Annotated in this window: 11 protein-coding genes and 1 pseudogene; 4 read left to right on the top strand and 8 right to left on the bottom strand. The window is 71.3% G+C overall.

Translation table 11 applies throughout. From position 1 onward, the window contains the following. Window positions 1–43: 43 nt before the first annotated feature. Window positions 44–1,129, bottom strand: a complete 1,086-nt coding sequence (locus tag OG802_RS17670; protein WP_329411645.1) for a metallophosphoesterase — start codon at window positions 1,127–1,129, stop codon at window positions 44–46. 783 nt (window positions 1,130–1,912) lie between these two features. Next, on the bottom strand, window positions 1,913–3,025 hold the full coding sequence (locus OG802_RS17665; RefSeq protein ID WP_329411643.1) for a LacI family DNA-binding transcriptional regulator: 1,113 nt from the start codon (window positions 3,023–3,025) through the stop codon (window positions 1,913–1,915). 417 nt (window positions 3,026–3,442) lie between these two features. On the opposite strand from OG802_RS17665, the gene hisC reads away from it, so the two are divergent. The 4 genes from hisC to cydD all read left to right on the top strand — a co-directional run bounded on the left by hisC (window position 3,443) and on the right by cydD (window position 10,868). Next, window positions 3,443–4,522 (top strand): histidinol-phosphate transaminase, encoded by a 1,080-nt coding sequence (hisC, locus tag OG802_RS17660; protein WP_329411641.1) that lies wholly within the window; start codon window positions 3,443–3,445, stop codon window positions 4,520–4,522. Between the two features lie 175 nt (window positions 4,523–4,697). Further along, window positions 4,698–6,206, top strand: coding sequence for a cytochrome ubiquinol oxidase subunit I (locus OG802_RS17655; protein ID WP_329411639.1), 1,509 nt, complete (start codon window positions 4,698–4,700; stop codon window positions 6,204–6,206). Window positions 6,207–6,226: 20 nt separating this feature from the next. Further along, complete coding sequence (gene cydB, locus OG802_RS17650) at window positions 6,227–7,231, top strand: cytochrome d ubiquinol oxidase subunit II (RefSeq protein WP_329411637.1); 1,005 nt, start codon at window positions 6,227–6,229, stop codon at window positions 7,229–7,231. 88 nt (window positions 7,232–7,319) lie between these two features. Continuing rightward, the gene (cydD, locus tag OG802_RS17645) at window positions 7,320–10,868 is read left to right on the top strand and encodes a thiol reductant ABC exporter subunit CydD (RefSeq protein WP_329411635.1); all 3,549 of its coding nucleotides are present in this window, start codon (window positions 7,320–7,322) and stop codon (window positions 10,866–10,868) included. On the opposite strand, the gene OG802_RS17640 is transcribed toward cydD, so the two are convergent. From OG802_RS17640 to OG802_RS17615, 6 genes and pseudogenes are all read right to left on the bottom strand, one after another. Beyond that, entirely contained in the window at window positions 10,852–11,739 is an 888-nt protein-coding gene (locus OG802_RS17640; protein WP_329411634.1) for a Cof-type HAD-IIB family hydrolase, read from the bottom strand. The genes cydD and OG802_RS17640 overlap by 17 nt on opposite strands. Before the next feature lie 109 nt (window positions 11,740–11,848). Beyond that, entirely contained in the window at window positions 11,849–12,751 is a 903-nt protein-coding gene (locus OG802_RS17635) for an LLM class flavin-dependent oxidoreductase (RefSeq protein WP_329411633.1), read from the bottom strand. 41 nt (window positions 12,752–12,792) lie between these two features. Continuing rightward, window positions 12,793–13,236, bottom strand: coding sequence for a hypothetical protein (locus OG802_RS17630; protein WP_329411632.1), 444 nt, complete (start codon window positions 13,234–13,236; stop codon window positions 12,793–12,795). A 50-nt stretch (window positions 13,237–13,286) separates the two neighbouring features. Continuing rightward, complete coding sequence (locus OG802_RS17625) at window positions 13,287–13,850, bottom strand: RNA 2'-phosphotransferase (RefSeq protein ID WP_329411630.1); 564 nt, start codon at window positions 13,848–13,850, stop codon at window positions 13,287–13,289. 122 nt (window positions 13,851–13,972) lie between these two features. Next, window positions 13,973–14,932 (bottom strand): annotated as a pseudogene (locus tag OG802_RS17620) (MerR family transcriptional regulator). A gap of 61 nt (window positions 14,933–14,993) precedes the next feature. After that, window positions 14,994–16,880 carry an SDR family oxidoreductase gene (locus tag OG802_RS17615; RefSeq protein WP_329411629.1) on the bottom strand — a complete coding sequence of 629 codons (1,887 nt, stop codon included), beginning with the start codon at window positions 16,878–16,880 and terminating at the stop codon, window positions 14,994–14,996. Window positions 16,881–17,123 lie beyond the last annotated feature (243 nt).

Genomic DNA, 17,123 nt, shown 5'->3' with positions numbered 1-17,123 from the left:
GCTTCGGGAGCCCTTCTGGAAGACTCGGGCAGGCCCCGAATGTTCAGTTCTGCAGGGGGAGTTGCTGGACCAGCAGCTTTCCGGCCATCGTCACGCCACCGTCCATCGCGATGGCCAGCCCGTCGGCGTAGACGTGCGGGCCGGCGACGTGCGGGCCGCCGTTGTCCTCGTCCTCCTCGGAGCCGACTTCGCCGAGCAGGTAGGGAATCGGGCTGTGGCCGTGAACGATTCGGGTGCCGCCGTACGTATCGAGCAGGGAGCGGACGGCGTCCGCGCCCCCCTCGTCGCGGAAGGAGAAGCGCTTGGTGAACTTGCGGAACAGATCCCACACCTCGTCCGCGTCGTTGCGCGTGATGGTCTCGCGGACGGTGTCGTTGACCGCCTCGATCGAGTCGCCGTAGTCCAGGTAGGCGGTGGTGTCGGAGTGGACGAGCAGGTGGCCGTCGACCTCCTCGACGGCGTCGAGCCGGGCCATCCACTGCAGGTGGTGGTCCTGGAGACGGTCCATGTCGTGCTTCTGGCCGCCGTTGAGCAGCCAGGCCGCCTGGAAGGTGGCGGTGCCGGCGCCGGAGTTGACCGGGGTGTCGCCGAAGCGCTTGGCGCCGAGCAGCAGCAGTTCGTGGTTGCCCATGAGCGCCTTGCAGTATCCGCCGGCCGCGGCGGCTTCCGCGGACAGCCGCATGACGAGGTCGATGACGCCGATGCCGTCGGGCCCGCGGTCGGTGAAGTCTCCGAGGAACCACAGCCGGGCGGTGCCCGCGCACCAGTTTCCGGCGTCGTCGATCAGGCCCTTCTCCTGCAGTGCGGCCACCAGTTCGTCGAGGTAGCCGTGCACGTCGCCGACGACGAAGAGCGGGCCCGGGCCGGTCGCGGGCAGCGGAGCCTGCGCGGACGCCGGGTCCACCACGACCTGGAGGGTGTCTCCGCGGCGGTTGATGACGGGCAGGTCACGTTGGGTGGGCGTGTAGCCGTCGGGGTGCTCAAGGGGCTCCTCGAGGGGCGGCGCCGCATCGCCGGGCTGTGTGCCGTGGGCGTACGGACCGGTCTCGTTGACGTACGCGGGCACCCGGAAGTCACGCAACGTCGCCGTCCGCTCCACCTCGGGTCCCTGACCGGCCCCCTGAGTCATCAGACCCCTCCACCATCGCGCCGCATCTGCACCCTGCGGGCTGCTTGGTCGCAGCGGCCCGCGGTGCCGTTCGCCCATCATAGGAATGCGGATCGTGCCGTGTGATGACCCAGGGGTGCTGAATCGGAGCAAGGCTCCAGTTCATCGCGGCTTTCGCCCCGATTGGACCGGGCTTCGTCAGCCGGAACTCACCCGACGCGCACGGTGGCCGGACCCGCGCACTGTCCCCGCGATCGGCTCCGCCGGTCGGCGCGGCGGTCTGTTCCGGCCGGGACGCGGGGCTCCGGCGATGCCGCGGAGGCGCTTCCCGGCGGGCCGCAAGCCGTCTTCGGCGGGCTGCGGAGCGCGTTTCGCGGCTTTCGCGGGTGGAGGTCCGGGGTCGCCGCAGCCGGAGGACAACGGGGTCGGCGAGCCGTTCGCCGCCGCTCCGGGCAAGCGCTCCACGCTATCGGCGGCGACCACGGCGGTCTCGCGGAAATCGCCCGTACGTGCCCTTCGCTCAACCGCGTTGACGACCGCGGGCAGCACCGACACGGACTGACATGGACTGATGCGGACCGACATGGGCTGACCAGCCGGACAAGCTTCTACACATACGCGCACATGCTGGCCGCGGACGGAAGCTCGACGACCCCGGCGACCCGACATACCCGACGAACCCGAACCGCCGCCGTCCTCCCGCCCCCGGAAGGGGCGAGCGTGGCGCGGCGGCGGCTCGGGCATGCGGGTGGGTCAGTGGGTCTGGGTATGCGGTTCGGGTATGCGGCTCGGTCGGGCGGCGGGCTACTTGCCCTCCGGGCCCCTCGGTGGGCTGACCGTCGTGCGGGGAGGGCGTCGCTGGGACGAGGTCCGCACGATCAGTTCGGTCGGTATGACCTGCTCGACCGTTTCCTCCGCCTGTACGCCTTCGATCGCGTCGATGAGGAGCTGGACGACAGCGGTGCCGATGCGGCGGGGCTTCAGCGAGAGGGTCGTCACGGGCGGTTCGGTGTTGGCGTAGACCGTGGACTCGCTGCAGCAGACGATCAGCAGTTCCTCCGGCACCCGCAGCCCGTAGCGGCGGGCGGCGGCGAGCAGATCCGTGCCGTTGGGGTCGAACAGGCCGTAGACGGCGTCGGGGCGGTCGGGCCGGGCCAGCAGCCGGTCGGCGGCGACGGCGCCGGCGCAGGGGTCGTGCGCGGGGTAGGCCTCGTAGACGGGTTCCTGGCCCACCCGCTCGCACCACCGCAGATACGCGCTGGTCGACAGGTGTGTGTACGTGTCGGTCGTGGTGCCGGTGAGCAGGCCGATGCGGCGTGCGCCGGCGGCGGCCAGATGGTCGAGGATGTCGAGGACGGCGGTCTCGTGGTCGTTGTCCACCCAGGCGGTGACCGGGAGCGCGCCGGCGGGGCGGCCGTCGGAGACGACCGGTAACCCCTGCCGGACCAGTTCGCTGACCACCGGATCCTGGTCGGAGGGGTCGATGACGACCGTGCCGTCCAGGGCGACGTTCGACCACACGTCGTGGCGTGAGGTCGCCGGCAGGATGACGAGTGCGTAGCCGCGGGCGAGCGCCGCCGAGGTGGCGGCGCGTGCCATCTCCGCGAAGTACGCGAATTCGGTGAAGGTGAAAGGTTCATCCCCGTACGTGGTCACGGTCAGGCCGATGAGTCCTGACTTGCCGGTACGAAGGGTCCGGGCGGCCGCGGAGGGGCGGTAGCCCAGTCGGTCGGCGACCTCGCGGACATGGCGGCGGGTGGCGTCCGGGAGCCTGCCCTTGCCGTTGAGGGCGTCGCTTACGGTCGTGATGGAGACTCCGGCGGCGGCGGCCACGTCCCTGATGCCCGCCCGGCCCGGCCGGTTGCCTCGGCGTGAGGTTTCCGCGCGGCTCACCTGGTGCTTCCCTGCTGCTGTCATGGCGAGCCGATAGTAGGGCTCATTGGGTGGGGTAGGGCGGACGCATATGCACGCGTTGACAGGCACGTTTCTGCAAGGCTCATCGGGGCCAAGTGCCTTGGAAACAAAGCCGATTGGCTGCTTCCATGCCAGGACGTGACCTGTCTGCACGGGTGAGCCTGCCAAGGCGCGGATGTTTCGAAGAGGTCTCAACTCACCTGCACGAGGGATGCGCGCCACGGAGTGAGCCACCGGCGCGTAGATATATGTAGAGCGCGCCCCCCGACGCGTACGCCTTCGTGCGTCTTCGTCCTCAGAAGTCGTAGAGGTCCCTCCGCTCCGGGAGCCGGTCTGTGGCCGACGACCTGTACGCACGCGGGCCGAATCCTCATAAGGTGAGCAGTATTGAAGCCGGTGGTGGTCATGAGGAGGACTGCGGTGAGCGAGACGAGCCCGAAGCTGCGCGCCGAGCTGGAGGGGGTCCCCACCTACAAGCCGGGCAGGCCGGCCATGGTCGGTGGTCCCGTGGCCTACAAGCTGTCCTCCAACGAGAACCCCTATCCGCCGCTGCCGGGCGTGATGGAGTCGGTGACGGCCGCGGCCGCCTCCTTCAACCGCTACCCGGACCTCGCCTGCACGGGTCTGGTGAGCGAGCTGTCCGAGCGTTTCGGGGTCCCGGCGTCCCACCTGGCCACGGGCACCGGCTCCGTCGGGGTCGCCCAGCAGCTGGTGCAGGCGACGGCGGGCCCCGGCGACGAGGTGATGTACGCCTGGCGGTCCTTCGAGGCGTATCCGATCATCACGCAGATCAGCGGCGCGACGGCCGTGCAGGTGCCGCTGACGCCGGGTGACGTGCACGATCTGGACGCGATGGCCGACGCGATCACCGACCGCACCCGGTTGATCTTCGTCTGCAACCCCAACAACCCCACCGGCACCGTCGTGCGGCGGGCCGAGCTGGAACGGTTCCTCGACCGCGTGCCGGGCGATGTGCTGGTCGTGCTCGACGAGGCCTACCGGGAGTTCATCCGCGACCCCGAGGTGCCCGACGGCGTCGAGCTGTACCGGGGCCGGCCCAACGTGTGCGTCCTGCGGACCTTCTCCAAGGCGTACGGGCTCGCGGGCCTGCGCGTCGGCTTCGCCATCGCCCACGAGCCGGTGGCGGAGGCGCTGCGCAAGACGGCGGTGCCGTTCGGGGTCAGCCAGCTGGCGCAGGAGGCCGCGATCGCGTCGCTGCGCGCCGAGGACGCGCTGCTCGGCCGGGTCGGCTCCCTGGTGTGCGAGCGGCTGCGGGTGGTCGAGGCCCTGCGCGCGCAGGGCTGGACGGTGCCCGACACGCAGGCCAACTTCGTCTGGCTGCGCCTGGGCGAGCACACGGTTCCCTTCGCGGGGGCGTGTGAGCAGGCCGGCGTCGTGGTGCGGCCGTTCCCGGACGAGGGCGTGCGGGTGACGATCGGCGAGAACGAGGCGAACGACATCTTCCTGAAGGCGGCCGAAGGGTTCCGCAAGGACCTGTAAGGCGCGCGCCTTCGGCTTTGTGCTGGTCGGAGCGGTGCGCGGGTGTGTGGCCAAGGGGGTTCCCGCGGGTAAGGGGACCCCCTTTGGCATGTCGAAAATCCTTGCGGCATACTAGCTTGTGAATGTGAACGCTTTCACAAGCGTGATCCACGAGCGTGAGGTTAGGAGTGACGACGTGGACCTGGCTCTGGCGCCGGAGACACTGGCGCGCTGGCAGTTCGGCATCACCACCGTCTACCACTTCCTCTTCGTTCCCCTGACGATCTCCCTCGCGGCGCTCACCGCCGGGTTGCAGACCGCCTGGGTGCGGACGGAGAACGAGAAGTACCTGAGGGCGACGAAGTTCTGGGGCAAGCTCTTCCTGATCAACATCGCGATGGGGGTCGTCACCGGCATCGTGCAGGAGTTCCAGTTCGGCATGAACTGGTCCGACTACTCGCGCTTCGTCGGCGACGTGTTCGGCGCGCCGCTGGCCTTCGAGGCCCTGATCGCCTTCTTCTTCGAGTCCACCTTCATCGGCCTGTGGATCTTCGGCTGGGACAAGCTGCCGAAGAAGATCCACCTGGCCTGCATATGGATGGTCTCGATCGGCACGATCCTGTCGGCCTACTTCATCCTCGCGGCCAACTCGTGGATGCAGCACCCGGTCGGCTACCGGATCAACAAGGAGAAGGGCCGGGCCGAGCTCACCGACTTCTGGGCCGTGCTGACCCAGAACACCGCGCTCAGCCAGGTCTTCCACACCATGTCCGCGGCCTTCCTCACCGGCGGCGCCTTCATGGTCGGCATCGCCGCCTTCCACCTGTACCGCGGTAAGCACATCCCCGTGATGAAGACCTCGCTGCGGCTGGGCCTGGTCACCGTGGTCGTCGCCGGCCTCCTCACCGCCGTCAGCGGAGACGTGCTCGGCAAGGTCATGTTCAAGCAGCAGCCGATGAAGATGGCCGCGGCCGAGGCGCTGTGGGACGGCGAGGCGCCCGCGCCCTTCTCGGTCTTCGCCTACGGCGACGTCGAGGAGGGGCACAACAAGGTCGCCATCGAGATCCCGGGCCTGCTCTCCTTCCTCGCCAACGACGACTTCAGCTCGTACGTCCCCGGCATCAACGACGTGAACAAGGCCGAACAGGAGAAGTTCGGTCCCGGCGACTACCGGCCCAACATCCCGGTGGCCTACTGGGGCTTCCGCTGGATGATCGGCTTCGGCATGACGTCCTTCGCCATCGGCCTGGCCGGACTGTGGCTCACCCGGAAGAAGTTCCTGCTCCCGCAGCACCTGCGGGTCGGCGAGGACGAGGTGCCGCACGTGGTGCTCTTCCGGAACAAGGCACTGGGCCCGCAGCTCACCAGGCTCTACTGGCTCGCGGCGATCTGGACCCTGGGCTTCCCGCTGATCGCCAACTCCTGGGGCTGGATCTTCACGGAGATGGGCCGCCAGCCCTGGGTCGTCTACGGCGTCCTGCAGACCCGTGACGCGGTCTCCCCCGGTGTCTCCCAGGGCGAGGTGCTCACCTCGATGATCGTGTTCACGGCCCTGTACGCGGCCCTCGCCGTCGTGGAGGTCAAGCTGCTGGTCAAGTACGTGAAGGCCGGCCCGCCCGAACTCACCGAGGCCGACCTCACCCCGCCCACGAAGATCGGCGGCGACTCCCGTGACGCCGACAAGCCGATGGCCTTCTCCTACTAGGCCGAGGGAGCTGCACAGTCATGGAACTTCACGACGTCTGGTTCGTCCTCATCGCCGTCCTGTGGACCGGCTACTTCTTCCTGGAGGGCTTCGACTTCGGGGTCGGCATCCTCACCCGGCTGCTCGCCCGTGACCGGCCCGAGCGGCGGGTGCTGATCAACACCATCGGACCGGTCTGGGACGGCAACGAGGTATGGCTGCTCACCGCGGGCGGCGCGACCTTCGCCGCCTTCCCCGAGTGGTACGCCACGCTCTTCTCCGGCTTCTACCTGCCCCTGCTGCTCATCCTGGTCTGTCTGATCCTGCGCGGCGTCGCCTTCGAGTACCGGGCCAAGCGGCCCGAGGAGAACTGGCAGCGCAACTGGGAGACCACGATCTTCTGGACCTCGCTGCTGCCCGCGTTCCTGTGGGGTGTCGCCTTCGGCAACATCGTGAGGGGCGTGAAGCTCGACCGGAACTTCGACTACGTGGGCGATGTCTGGGATCTCCTCAACCCGTACGCGCTGCTCGGCGGCCTGGTGACGCTGACCCTGTTCACCTTCCACGGCGCGGTGTTCACGGCGCTCAAGACCGTCGGCGACATACGCGAACGGGCCCGGAAGCTGGCGCTGAAGGTAGGCGTCGTGACCGCTGTGCTCGCGCTGGTCTTCCTGCTGTGGACGCAGATCGACAGCGGCGACGCCAAGAGCCTGGTCGCGGCCGCGGTGGCGGTGGCCGCACTGGTCGCCGCGCTGGTGGCGAACCAGGCAGGGCGTGAAGGCTGGTCGTTCGCCTACTCCGGGGTCACCATCGTGGCCACCGTGGCGATGCTCTTCCTCACGCTCTTCCCGAACGTCATGCCGTCCACGCTGAACGCGGACTGGAGCCTGACGGTGACCAACGCCTCGTCCAGTCCGTACACCCTGAAGATCATGACCTGGTGCGCGGGGATCGCCACACCGCTGGTGATGCTCTACCAGGGGTGGACCTACTGGGTGTTCCGCAAGCGGATCGGTACGCAGCACATCGCCGAGTCCGTTCACTGACCCCACTGAGGGGCGTTTCACGTGAAACACCCCTCATGAGGAGAGAGCGTGTTTCACGTGGAACATGCTCTTCGAAAGGGTGTTTCACGTGAAACCGATCGACCCGCGTCTGCTGCGGTACGCCGGTGCCACCCGCGTCTTCCTGGCGGCGGTCGTCGGCCTGGGCGCTGTCGGGGCCGCGCTGGTCATCGCCCAGGCCATGCTCATCGCCGAGGCGGTGGTCGGCGCGTTCCAGCACGGAATGTCGGTCTCCGAACTGCGCACTCCCCTGCTGCTGTTGGGGGCCGTCGCGGGCGGTAGGGCGCTGGTCGCCTGGTGCACCGAACTCGCCGCACATCGCGCGAGCGCGGCCGTGAAGTCCGAGCTGCGGGGGCGGCTGCTGGAGCGGGCCGCGGCCCTGGGACCCGGCTGGCTCGGCGGACAGCGCACCGGTTCGCTGGTGGCCCTCGCCACTCGGGGCGTGGACGCCCTCGACGACTATTTCTCGCGCTACCTGCCCCAGCTCGGTCTGGCCGTGGTCGTGCCGGTGGCGGTGCTCGCGAGGATCGTGACCGAGGACTGGGTGTCCGCCGCGATCATCGTCGGTACCCTGCCGCTGATCCCCGTCTTCATGATGCTGATCGGCTGGGCCACCCAGTCCCGGATGGACCGCCAGTGGCGGCTGCTGTCCCGCCTGTCCGGCCACTTCCTGGACGTCGTCGCCGGGCTGCCCACGCTGAAGGTGTTCGGACGGGCCACAGCACAGGCCGAGTCCATCCGCCGCATCACCGGCGAATACCGCCGCGCGACCATGCGAACGCTGCGCATCGCGTTCATTTCGTCGTTCGCGCTGGAACTGCTGTCGACGCTCTCGGTGGCATTGGTCGCCGTCACGATCGGCATGCGGCTCGTCCACGGGGAGATGGATCTGTACGTCGGGCTGGTGATCCTCGTGCTCGCCCCCGAGGCGTACCTCCCGCTGCGGCAGGTCGGCGCGCAGTACCACGCGGCGGCCGAGGGCCTGGCGGCCGCGGAGGAGATCTTCCAGGTGCTGGAGACGCCGCTGCCGACGCCGGGGACGATCGCGGTGACCGAGGGCGGAGTGGCCTTCGAGGGGGTGACCGTCCGCTACCCGGGCCGCTCCGGCGACGCCGTCACGGACGTGAGCTTCACCGTCGAACCCGGTGAGACGGTCGCCCTGGTCGGCCCCAGCGGCGCGGGCAAGTCGACGTTGCTGCACGCCCTGCTGGGCTTCGTGGAGCCGGCCGAGGGCCGGGTGCTGGCCGGGGGAGTCGACCTCCCGGCGGCCGATCTGGAGCAGTGGCGGTCGCGGATCGCGTGGGTGCCACAGCGGCCGCATCTGTTCGCGGGGACGGTCGCCGAGAACGTACGCCTGGCGCGCCCCGACGCCGACGCCCCTGCACTGCGCCGGGCGCTGGCGGACGCGGGCGCGCTGGAGTTCGTCGACGCCCTGCCCGACGGGGCCGACACCGTGCTCGGCGAGGACGGGACGGGACTGTCCGCCGGGCAGCGCCAGCGCCTCGCGCTCGCCCGGGCGTTCCTCGCCGACCGTCCCGTCCTGCTGCTGGACGAGCCGACCGCCGCACTCGACGGGAAGACCGAGGCGGACGTCGTGGCGGCCGTACGGCGGCTCGCGGCCGGGCGCACCGTGGTGCTCGTCGTGCACCGGCCGGCGCTCCTGGCGGTGGCCGACCGCGTCGTGCGGCTGGCCGGGACCGAGTCCAGCGAGCCGCTGCCGGCCACCCTCAGGGACGCACCCGCCCGTCCGGCGGAGCCGATGGCGGCGGCGCCCGCCGGACGGGACGCCGAGACCCGCGACACGACGCCGGAGCGCGGTGTCCTCGCCCGGGTCCGCGCCATGGCGGGGGCCCGGCGGGGGCGGCTGGGCCTCGCCCTGCTGCTGGGCAGTCTGGCCCTAGGCAGCGCCGTGGGCCTCATGGCCACCTCCGGGTGGCTGATCTCGCGCGCCGCGCAGCAGCCGCCTGTCCTGTATCTGATGGTGGCCGTGACCGCGACCCGTGCCTTCGGCATCGGACGCGCGGTCTTCCGGTACGCGGAGCGCCTCGTCTCCCACGACGCCGTGCTGCGGATGCTGGCCGACACCAGGGTCGCCGTCTACCGGCGGCTGGAGCGGCTGGCGCCGGCCGGGCTGCGTGCGACCCGCCGGGGCGATCTGCTGACCCGGCTGGTCGCCGACGTGGACGCCCTTCAGGACTACTGGCTGCGCTGGCTGCTGCCCGCCGGGTCGGCCGTCCTCGTCTCGGCCGGGTCGGTCGCCTTCACGGCGTGGCTGCTGCCCGAGGCCGGAGCCGTGCTCGCCCTCGGCCTGCTCGTGGCGGGAGCGGGGATCCCGCTGGTCACCGGCGCGGTCGCACGGCGGGCGGAGCACCGGCTCGCCCCCGCCCGGGGCGTGCTCGCCACCCGCACGGCGGACCTGCTCACCGGCACCGCCGAACTCACCGTGGCGGGCGCTCTGCCCGCCCGTGCGGCCGGGGTGCGCGCGGCCGACGGCGTGCTCACCCGCATCGCCTCGCGTGCGGCGACCGCCACAGCGCTCGGTGACGGACTGACCGCCCTCGTCTCCGGCCTGACGGTCACGGCGGCGGCCCTCGTGGGCGCCCGGGCGGTGGCCGAGGGGCGGCTGGACGGCGTGATCATGGCCGTGGTCGTCCTGACCCCGCTGGCCGCCTTCGAGGCCGTCATGGGCCTGCCGCTCGCCGTGCAGTACCGCCAGCGGGTGCGCAGGAGCGCGGAGCGGGTCTTCGAGGTGCTGGACTCCCCCGAGCCCGTACGGGAGCCGGAGCGGCCCCGCCAGGCGCCCGCGTCGCCCTTCCCGCTCGTCGTCGAGGAGCTGTCGGCCCGCTACGCCGGTCAGGACCGGGACGCGCTCACCGGCGTGGCCCTGACCCTGACCCGGGGCCGCCGGATCGCGGTCGTGGGACCCTCCGGGTCCGGCAAGACCACGCTCGCCCAGGTGCTGCTGCGGTTCCTGGACGCCGACGCGGGCTCGTACACGCTGGCCGGGATCGACGCCCGGTCCCTGGACGGCGACGACGTGCGCGCGCTGGTCGGGCTCTGCGCACAGGACGCGCACCTCTTCGACAGCTCGGTGCGCGAGAACCTGCTGCTCGCACGGAAGGGGGCGAGTGAGGACGACCTGCGGGACGCGCTGGCGCGGGCCCGGCTGCTGGAGTGGGCCGACGGCCTGCCCGACGGCCTCGACACCCTCGTCGGCGAGCACGGGGCGAAGCTCTCCGGCGGCCAGCGACAGCGGCTCGCCCTGGCACGGGCACTGCTCGCCGACTTCCCCGTCCTGGTGCTCGACGAGCCCGCCGAGCACCTTGACCTGCCGACCGCCGACGCGCTGACCCGGGACCTGCTGGCCGCGACCGAGGGCCGCACCACGCTGCTGATCACCCACCGCCTGGCGGGACTCGACGCCGTCGACGAGGTGATCGTGCTCGACGAGGGCCGCGTGGTGCAGCGAGGGTCGTACGCGGAACTGACCGCCGTGGACGGCCCGTTGCGGCGGATGGCCGAACGGGAGGAGGCCGCGGAGCTGATCAGCGGCCCGGTACCCGCTCACGAGGGCTCACGGCGCGCACGTCGGCCCGTGAGCGCTACGCCCGCTCGGTGAGCAGCCGCTCGATGACGAGGGCGACCCCGTCCTCGTTGTTGGCGGCGGTCCGGCCGGATGCCGCCGCGAGGACGTCCGGGTGGGCGTTGCCCATCGCGTACGACCGTCCGGCCCAGGTGAGCATCTCGACGTCGTTCGGCATGTCCCCGAACGCCACGACCTCCTCGTGGGAGATGCCGCGCTCCGCACAGCACAGGGCGAGCGTGCTGGCCTTGGACACGTCGGGGCCGCTGATCTCCAGCAGGGCGCTGGGGCTGGAGCGGGTGACGTTGGCGCGGTCGCCGATGGCGAGCCGGGCCAGCGTGAGGAAGGCGTCCGGGTCGATCGTGGGATGGAACGCGAGGATCTTCAGCACCGGCTCGTCGGCCCCGGGGGCGTCCGGCGCCAGCAGGAGCTCGGCCGGCGCGAGGTGGTCGGGGACCTCCATGTGCATCTTCGGGTACTCCGGCTCCTGGTAGAAGCCGTAGGTCTGCTCGATGGCGTACATGGTCCCCGGCGCGGCCTCCCGCAGCAGCCGGACGGCGTCGAGCGCGTTGTCGCGCGCCAGCTCGCGCACCTTCACGAACCGGTGTGCGCCCGGACCGCCGTGCAGGTCGACCACGGCGGCGCCGTTGCCGCAGATCGCCAGGCCGTGCCCGTGGACGTGGTCGCTGACGACGTCCATCCAGCGCGCCGGGCGGCCGGTGACGAAGAAGACCTCGATGCCCGCCTCCTCGGCGGCGGCGAGCGCGGCGACCGTGCGGTCGGACACCGACTTGTCGTCGCGCAGCAGGGTGCCGTCGAGATCGGTGGCGATCAGCCGCGGCGGGAGGGCTGCGGCCGGGGTCACGGGCTGTCGAGTCGCTGAGGTCACCGGGTCATTCTCGCGCATCGGCCCGCACGGCCGTGCGAGAGCCCGCTCACGGCAGACCGGGGCGGCGGCGCGGCCGCGGCAGGCCCGGGCGGGAGCAAGACCGCCGCCCGGGCCGGACGCCGGCGGGTCAGCGCAGCTGCGCCGGGGCCTCCATGGCGATCCGCTCGAAGACCTTCTCGTCGGTGGCGAAGTCGGAGTCCGGGATCGGCCAGTGGACCACGATCTCCGTGAAGCCGAGCTCCTGGTGCCGGCCCGCGAACTCGACGAAGGCGTCCAGCGAAGCCAGCGGCCGGGCACGGTCCGGGGTGAACCCGGTGAGCAGGATCCTGTCCAGCTCGGTCACCTCCCGCCCGCGGGCGGCGCAGGCGTCGGCGAGCTTCTCGGTCTGATCACGCAGGGCCCGCACCGACTGCTCGGGCGTGCCGTTCTCGTACAGCTTGGGGTCACCGGTGGTCACCCACGCCTGGCCGTACCGGGCGGCGAGCCGCAGCCCACGCGGGCCGGTCGCGGCGATCGCAAAGGGGAGCCGGGGCCGCTGAACACAGCCGGGGATGTTGCGTGCCTCGTGCGCCGAGTAGTGGTCGCCCTCGTAGGACACCGAGTCCTCGGTGAGCAGCCGGTCGAGCAGGGGCACGAACTCGCCGAGCCGGTCGGCCCGCTCCCGCGGGGTCCACGGTTCCTGGCCGAGGGCGGTCGCGTCGAAGCCGGTGCCACCGGCGCCGATGCCCAGGGTCACCCGCCCGCCGGAGATGTCGTCCAGGGAGATCAGTTCCTTGGCGAGGGTCACCGGGTGCCGGAAGTTCGGCGAGGTCACCAGCGTCCCCAGGCGCAGTCGCTCGGTGGCGCCGGCGGCGGCGGTCAGCGTGGGGACGGCGCCGAACCAGGGACCGTCCCGGAAGCTTCGCCAGGACAGGTGGTCGTAGGTGTACGCGGCGTGGAAGCCGAGCTGCTCGGCCCGCGTCCAGGCGGAACGGCCGCCCTCGTGCCAGCGACGATGGGGGAGGATCACGGTGCTCAGGCGCAGACTCATGCTGTCGAGCGTATGCGGATGCCCGGTTTCACGTGAAACGGTCACCGGGTGCGTCGGGCGAGCCACGGGCTGAGCCCGACCAGGATGTACTCCTTGTGCACGCGGTCGCGGGGCAGCGGCACCATCAGGAAGTGGCCAGGAGGAAAACGGCGCGCCTTCACCCAGGCGTGGCCGTCGTAGAGGGAGCGCAGAAAGGCCGGTACGTCGTCGCGGTCGATGTCCGGGCACTCGACGCCGTCGACGGTGATCAGGGCGTCCTCGTCGGGGTAGAGCCGCACCCTCACGTTCGGTCGCCCACCCAACTCGACATGAGCCTCGTGCGGCAGTGACCCGTCCGGGTCGGCGGTGACGCCCACGCCCGCGGAGGTGCGCCGGGAGGTCTGGTCGGCTCCGATGTCGTGGGTCACCTCGATCTCGCGCGCGTACTCGGCGGCGATGGCGCGAAGGGCGGTGACAGCCGCCTCGGTCGAGGGAAGGTGAGTCATGTCCGTGATCATCTCCAACGAGGGGCCGCCCCGTGGATGCGAGCCCCGCCTCAGTGCCGTTCGGGGAACCGCAGGTACTGCGGCGGCACGGACTTCGTCAGCCACACCCCGTTGGCGCTCACGTGGAAGACATGGCCGTCGCGGTGCATGGCTCCCGCGTCCACGGAAAGCACCACAGGGCGGCCCCGGCGTGCGCCGACGCGGGTCGCGGTCTCCCGGTCGGCGGAAAGGTGCACGTCGTGGCGGTTCATGGGGCGCAGCCCCTCCGCTCGGATCGCGTCCAGCGAGCGGCCGACGGTCCCGTGGTAGAGGTACGGCGGCGGGGTCGCCGGGGGCAGCCCGAGGTCGACCTCGACGCTGTGGCCCTGGCTGGCGCGGATCCGCGTGCCCTCGATCGCGAAGCGCTTCTTGTCGTTGGCGGCGACGACGTGGTCCAGCTCGTCGCGGGTGAAGCGGAAACCGTGAGCGGCGCACGCCGCGATCAGGTCGTCGATCTCGACCCAGCCGGCCTCGTCGAGCGTGAGGCCGATGCGTTCGGGCTGGTGGCGCAGGTGCTTGGAGAGGTACTTCGACACCTTCACGGTGCGTCTCTCGGCATGGTCCTTCTCGTTCATCCGCTCAGCATGGCGGGAGAGACGCGGATCACGCGATTTGTTTTGCGGCCGATGTTTGGTCCACAAGCAACTCCGGTTATCCACAGCTCAATTGGCGATTCTGTGGACAACCACGGTGTCTGTCAGGCTCGTTCGTCAACCGCTACCACTCCACCCCGGCTTGAGGCCATGCGGTCCAACCGCCTTGCCCACAGCTCGCGTTCGGCGGCCAGCGTGAGGTGCTCGGCAGCGTGCTCCGCGCCGACCAGCCGTTCCACGAACCGCATTGTGTCCTCGGGAACCACCACGGAACGCGTTCCGGACGGGCCGCTCTCGGGATCGCCGGGGCCGCGGCGCCGGCGCAGGTGCCGGGTGGCGAACAGACGCATGGCGCGCGCCAGTTCGGCGTCCACGGTCTGCCGGGCGAGCGGGCGTAGCCGTCGCACGAGCGAGGCCGCCTCGGCCGTCTCGGTCGTCTCGGCCTCGGTGGGGCGGTGCTCGCCGTCGAGGTATCGGGCGAAGACGTGCTCGGCGGTGAACTCCAGGAGACAGGAGGCGATGTGCTCGACCTCGCCCCTCAACTCCCGCAGCCGCGCGGTCATTGCGGCGAGAGGAGCCACGGCCGCCTGCAACTCCACTGCGACCGCCAGTTCTTGGGGGTTGGGTACGAGGAAGCCGTCGTCGTCGCCGGGGACGGCTCGAGCACGCCGAGGGCCACCGCGTCGGTGATCGCCCGGTCGTCCGGGACGCCGCCGAAGCGGGCCGTCAGCTCGGCGAGGGACACCCGCGCGGGCTCCTCGTCCGTCCACGGGCCGTCCACCTCCGCGACCAGGCCGAGGGCGCGGTCCAGACCGCGGCCGGTGTCATGGGCGTCGAGGAGTTCCCTGATGGAGGCCAGTGTGTAGCCGCGGTCGAGGAACCCCGCGATCTGGTGGAGCCGGGCGGGATGGGCGTCCGAGTAGTGGTTGGCACGCCCCTTGCGCTCCGGCCGGGGCAGGAGGCCGCGGTCCTGGTAGGCGCGGATGGTGCGGACGGTCGCGCCCGAGAGATTGCGCGAGGGTCTCGATGCGGTACGGCGGCCGGGGCGGCGGCGAGGAGGTCAACTCGCCCCTGCCCAGGCCTTCGGCGCCCCACCCGCACCTGCTCCCGGGAGCGTCCGGCCGCTCACAGCAGCGGCCCCACTCGGGCCAGCGCCCTCAACGCCCGCGGCAGGAACCGGGACAGGGCGTAGGACACCTTCGCCTCCGGAGTGACCCGGACCACCGCCTCGTCCAGCAGCACCGCCCGCAGGATCGCGTCCGCGACCTTCTCCGGCGGGTAGTTGCGCAGGCTGTACGCGCGTGTGGAGCGCTGCTGACGGCGTCGCTCCTCCTCGGCGTCCACCCCCACGAACCTGGCCGTGCCGGTGATGTTCGTCTTCACCAGGCCGGGGCAGACCGCCGAGACGCCGATGCCGCGGCCTGCCAGTTCGGCGCGCAGGCACTCGCTCAGCATCAGGACGGCCGCCTTGGACGTGCTGTAGGCGGGCAGCGCCTTGGAAGGCTGATAGGCGGCCGCCGACGCCGTGTTGACGATGTGGCCGCCCTGTCCCCGCTCGGCCATCCGCCGGCCGAACAGACGGCAACCGTGGATGACGCCCCACAGATTGACGTCGAGGACCTTGCGCCAGTCGTCGGACGTGGTGTCGAAGAAGGACCCCGACATGCCGATGCCCGCGTTGTTCACCAGCACGTCCAGGATGCCGTGTTCGGCGTGGACCCTCGCCGCGAGCTTCTCCATCGCCTGCTCGTCGGAGACGTCGACCGTCTCCGCCCAGGCCCCGGCAGCGCCGATCAGGCGAGACGTCTCGGCCGTCCGGGCGGCGGCCTCCCCGTCCCGGTCGACGGCGATCACCCGCGCGCCCGCCTCGGCGAACGCGACCGCCGTGGCCCGCCCGATGCCGCTGCCCGCGCCCGTGACCAGCACCAGCCGGCCGCCGAAGCGCTCGGCGTAGCGGACGGCGTCGGCTGTGCGCACGGGCCCGCCGCCCTTCACCCGCGCCCGACCGGCGTTCTTCCGCTCCCGCCCGGCCTCCGCCCGGCCCTGCCCGACCGCCTCACTCGCCCCTTCCCCGTCCCCTTCCCCGTCGCCGTCCCCTTCCCGTTCCCGTTCCACTGTGGCGACGAAGTCGTCGATCCAGGAGGCGACCTGGTCGGGGCGGGTGCGCGGAACCCAGTGCCCGGCCGCGACGGTGCGCCGGGTCAGCCTCGGCGCCCACTCCTCCAACTCGTCGTACAGCCGCTCCGAGAGGAACCTGTCCTCCAGGGGTGTGATCAGCTGAACGGGCGCGTGCGCGTACGCGTCGGACCGCGGACGCCGCAGCCGGACGCGCACGTTGTCCCGGTACAGCCACGCGCCGTGGGCGGCGTCCGACGGCAGCGACGGCGTCGGGTACGCGCCCGTGGGGACCTTCTCGATCCGCCGCAGGATGCCCGGCCAGGCTTTGCCGAGGGGGCCCCGCCAGGCGAGTTCGGGCAGCGCGGGGGTGTGCAGCAGGTACACGTACCAGGACTTCGCGCCCTGGCCGAGGAGCTGGCCGACCCGGCGCGGAGTCGGCCGCTTGACCCGCTTGTCGATCCAGTGGCCGAAGTGGTCGAGGGACGGGCCGGACATGGACGTGAAGGACGCGATCCTGCCCTCGGTGCGGCGCACGGTCACGAACTCCCACGCCTGCACGCTGCCCCAGTCGTGCCCCACCAGGTGGACCGGCCGGTCCGGGCTGACGGCGTCCGCCACCGCCAGGAAGTCGTCCGTGAGCTTCTCCAGGGTGAACCCGCCCCGCAGCGGCTTCGGCGTGCCGGACCGGCCGTGGCCACGGACGTCGTACAGCACCACATGCAGCCCGAAGCGGTCCGCCAGCCGCGTGGCGACCTCGGACCACACCTCCTTGCTGTCCGGGTAACCGTGCACCAGGACGACCGTCGGCCGGCTCGGGTCGCCCAGTTCGGCCACGCACAGATCGATCCCGCCGGTTCGCACCCGGCGCTCACGAGCGCCCTGCGGCAACGTCACTCGCCCTCCCCCTCGTGCTTCGGCCTCGCGCATCGACCCCGTGCATCGGCCTTGTGGTTCGGCATGGCCTCGGCCCGCGGACCTGCCATCGAACCGCCCGTAACCTGACCTCACCGAATGTGACAGTTGTTAGAGGCTCCGTCAATAGGTGCGATCCCGGCCTGTCCGGCCTGCGGAGAGTCCCCGCCGCGGCCCTCCGGACCCCGTAGCTCTCAGGCATGGCATCCCCTACGTGCCCGTACA

The organism is Streptomyces sp. NBC_00704, from assembly GCF_036226605.1.
Taxonomy (GTDB): domain Bacteria; phylum Actinomycetota; class Actinomycetes; order Streptomycetales; family Streptomycetaceae; genus Streptomyces.
This window is presented reverse-complemented; position numbering and strand designations above follow the sequence as displayed.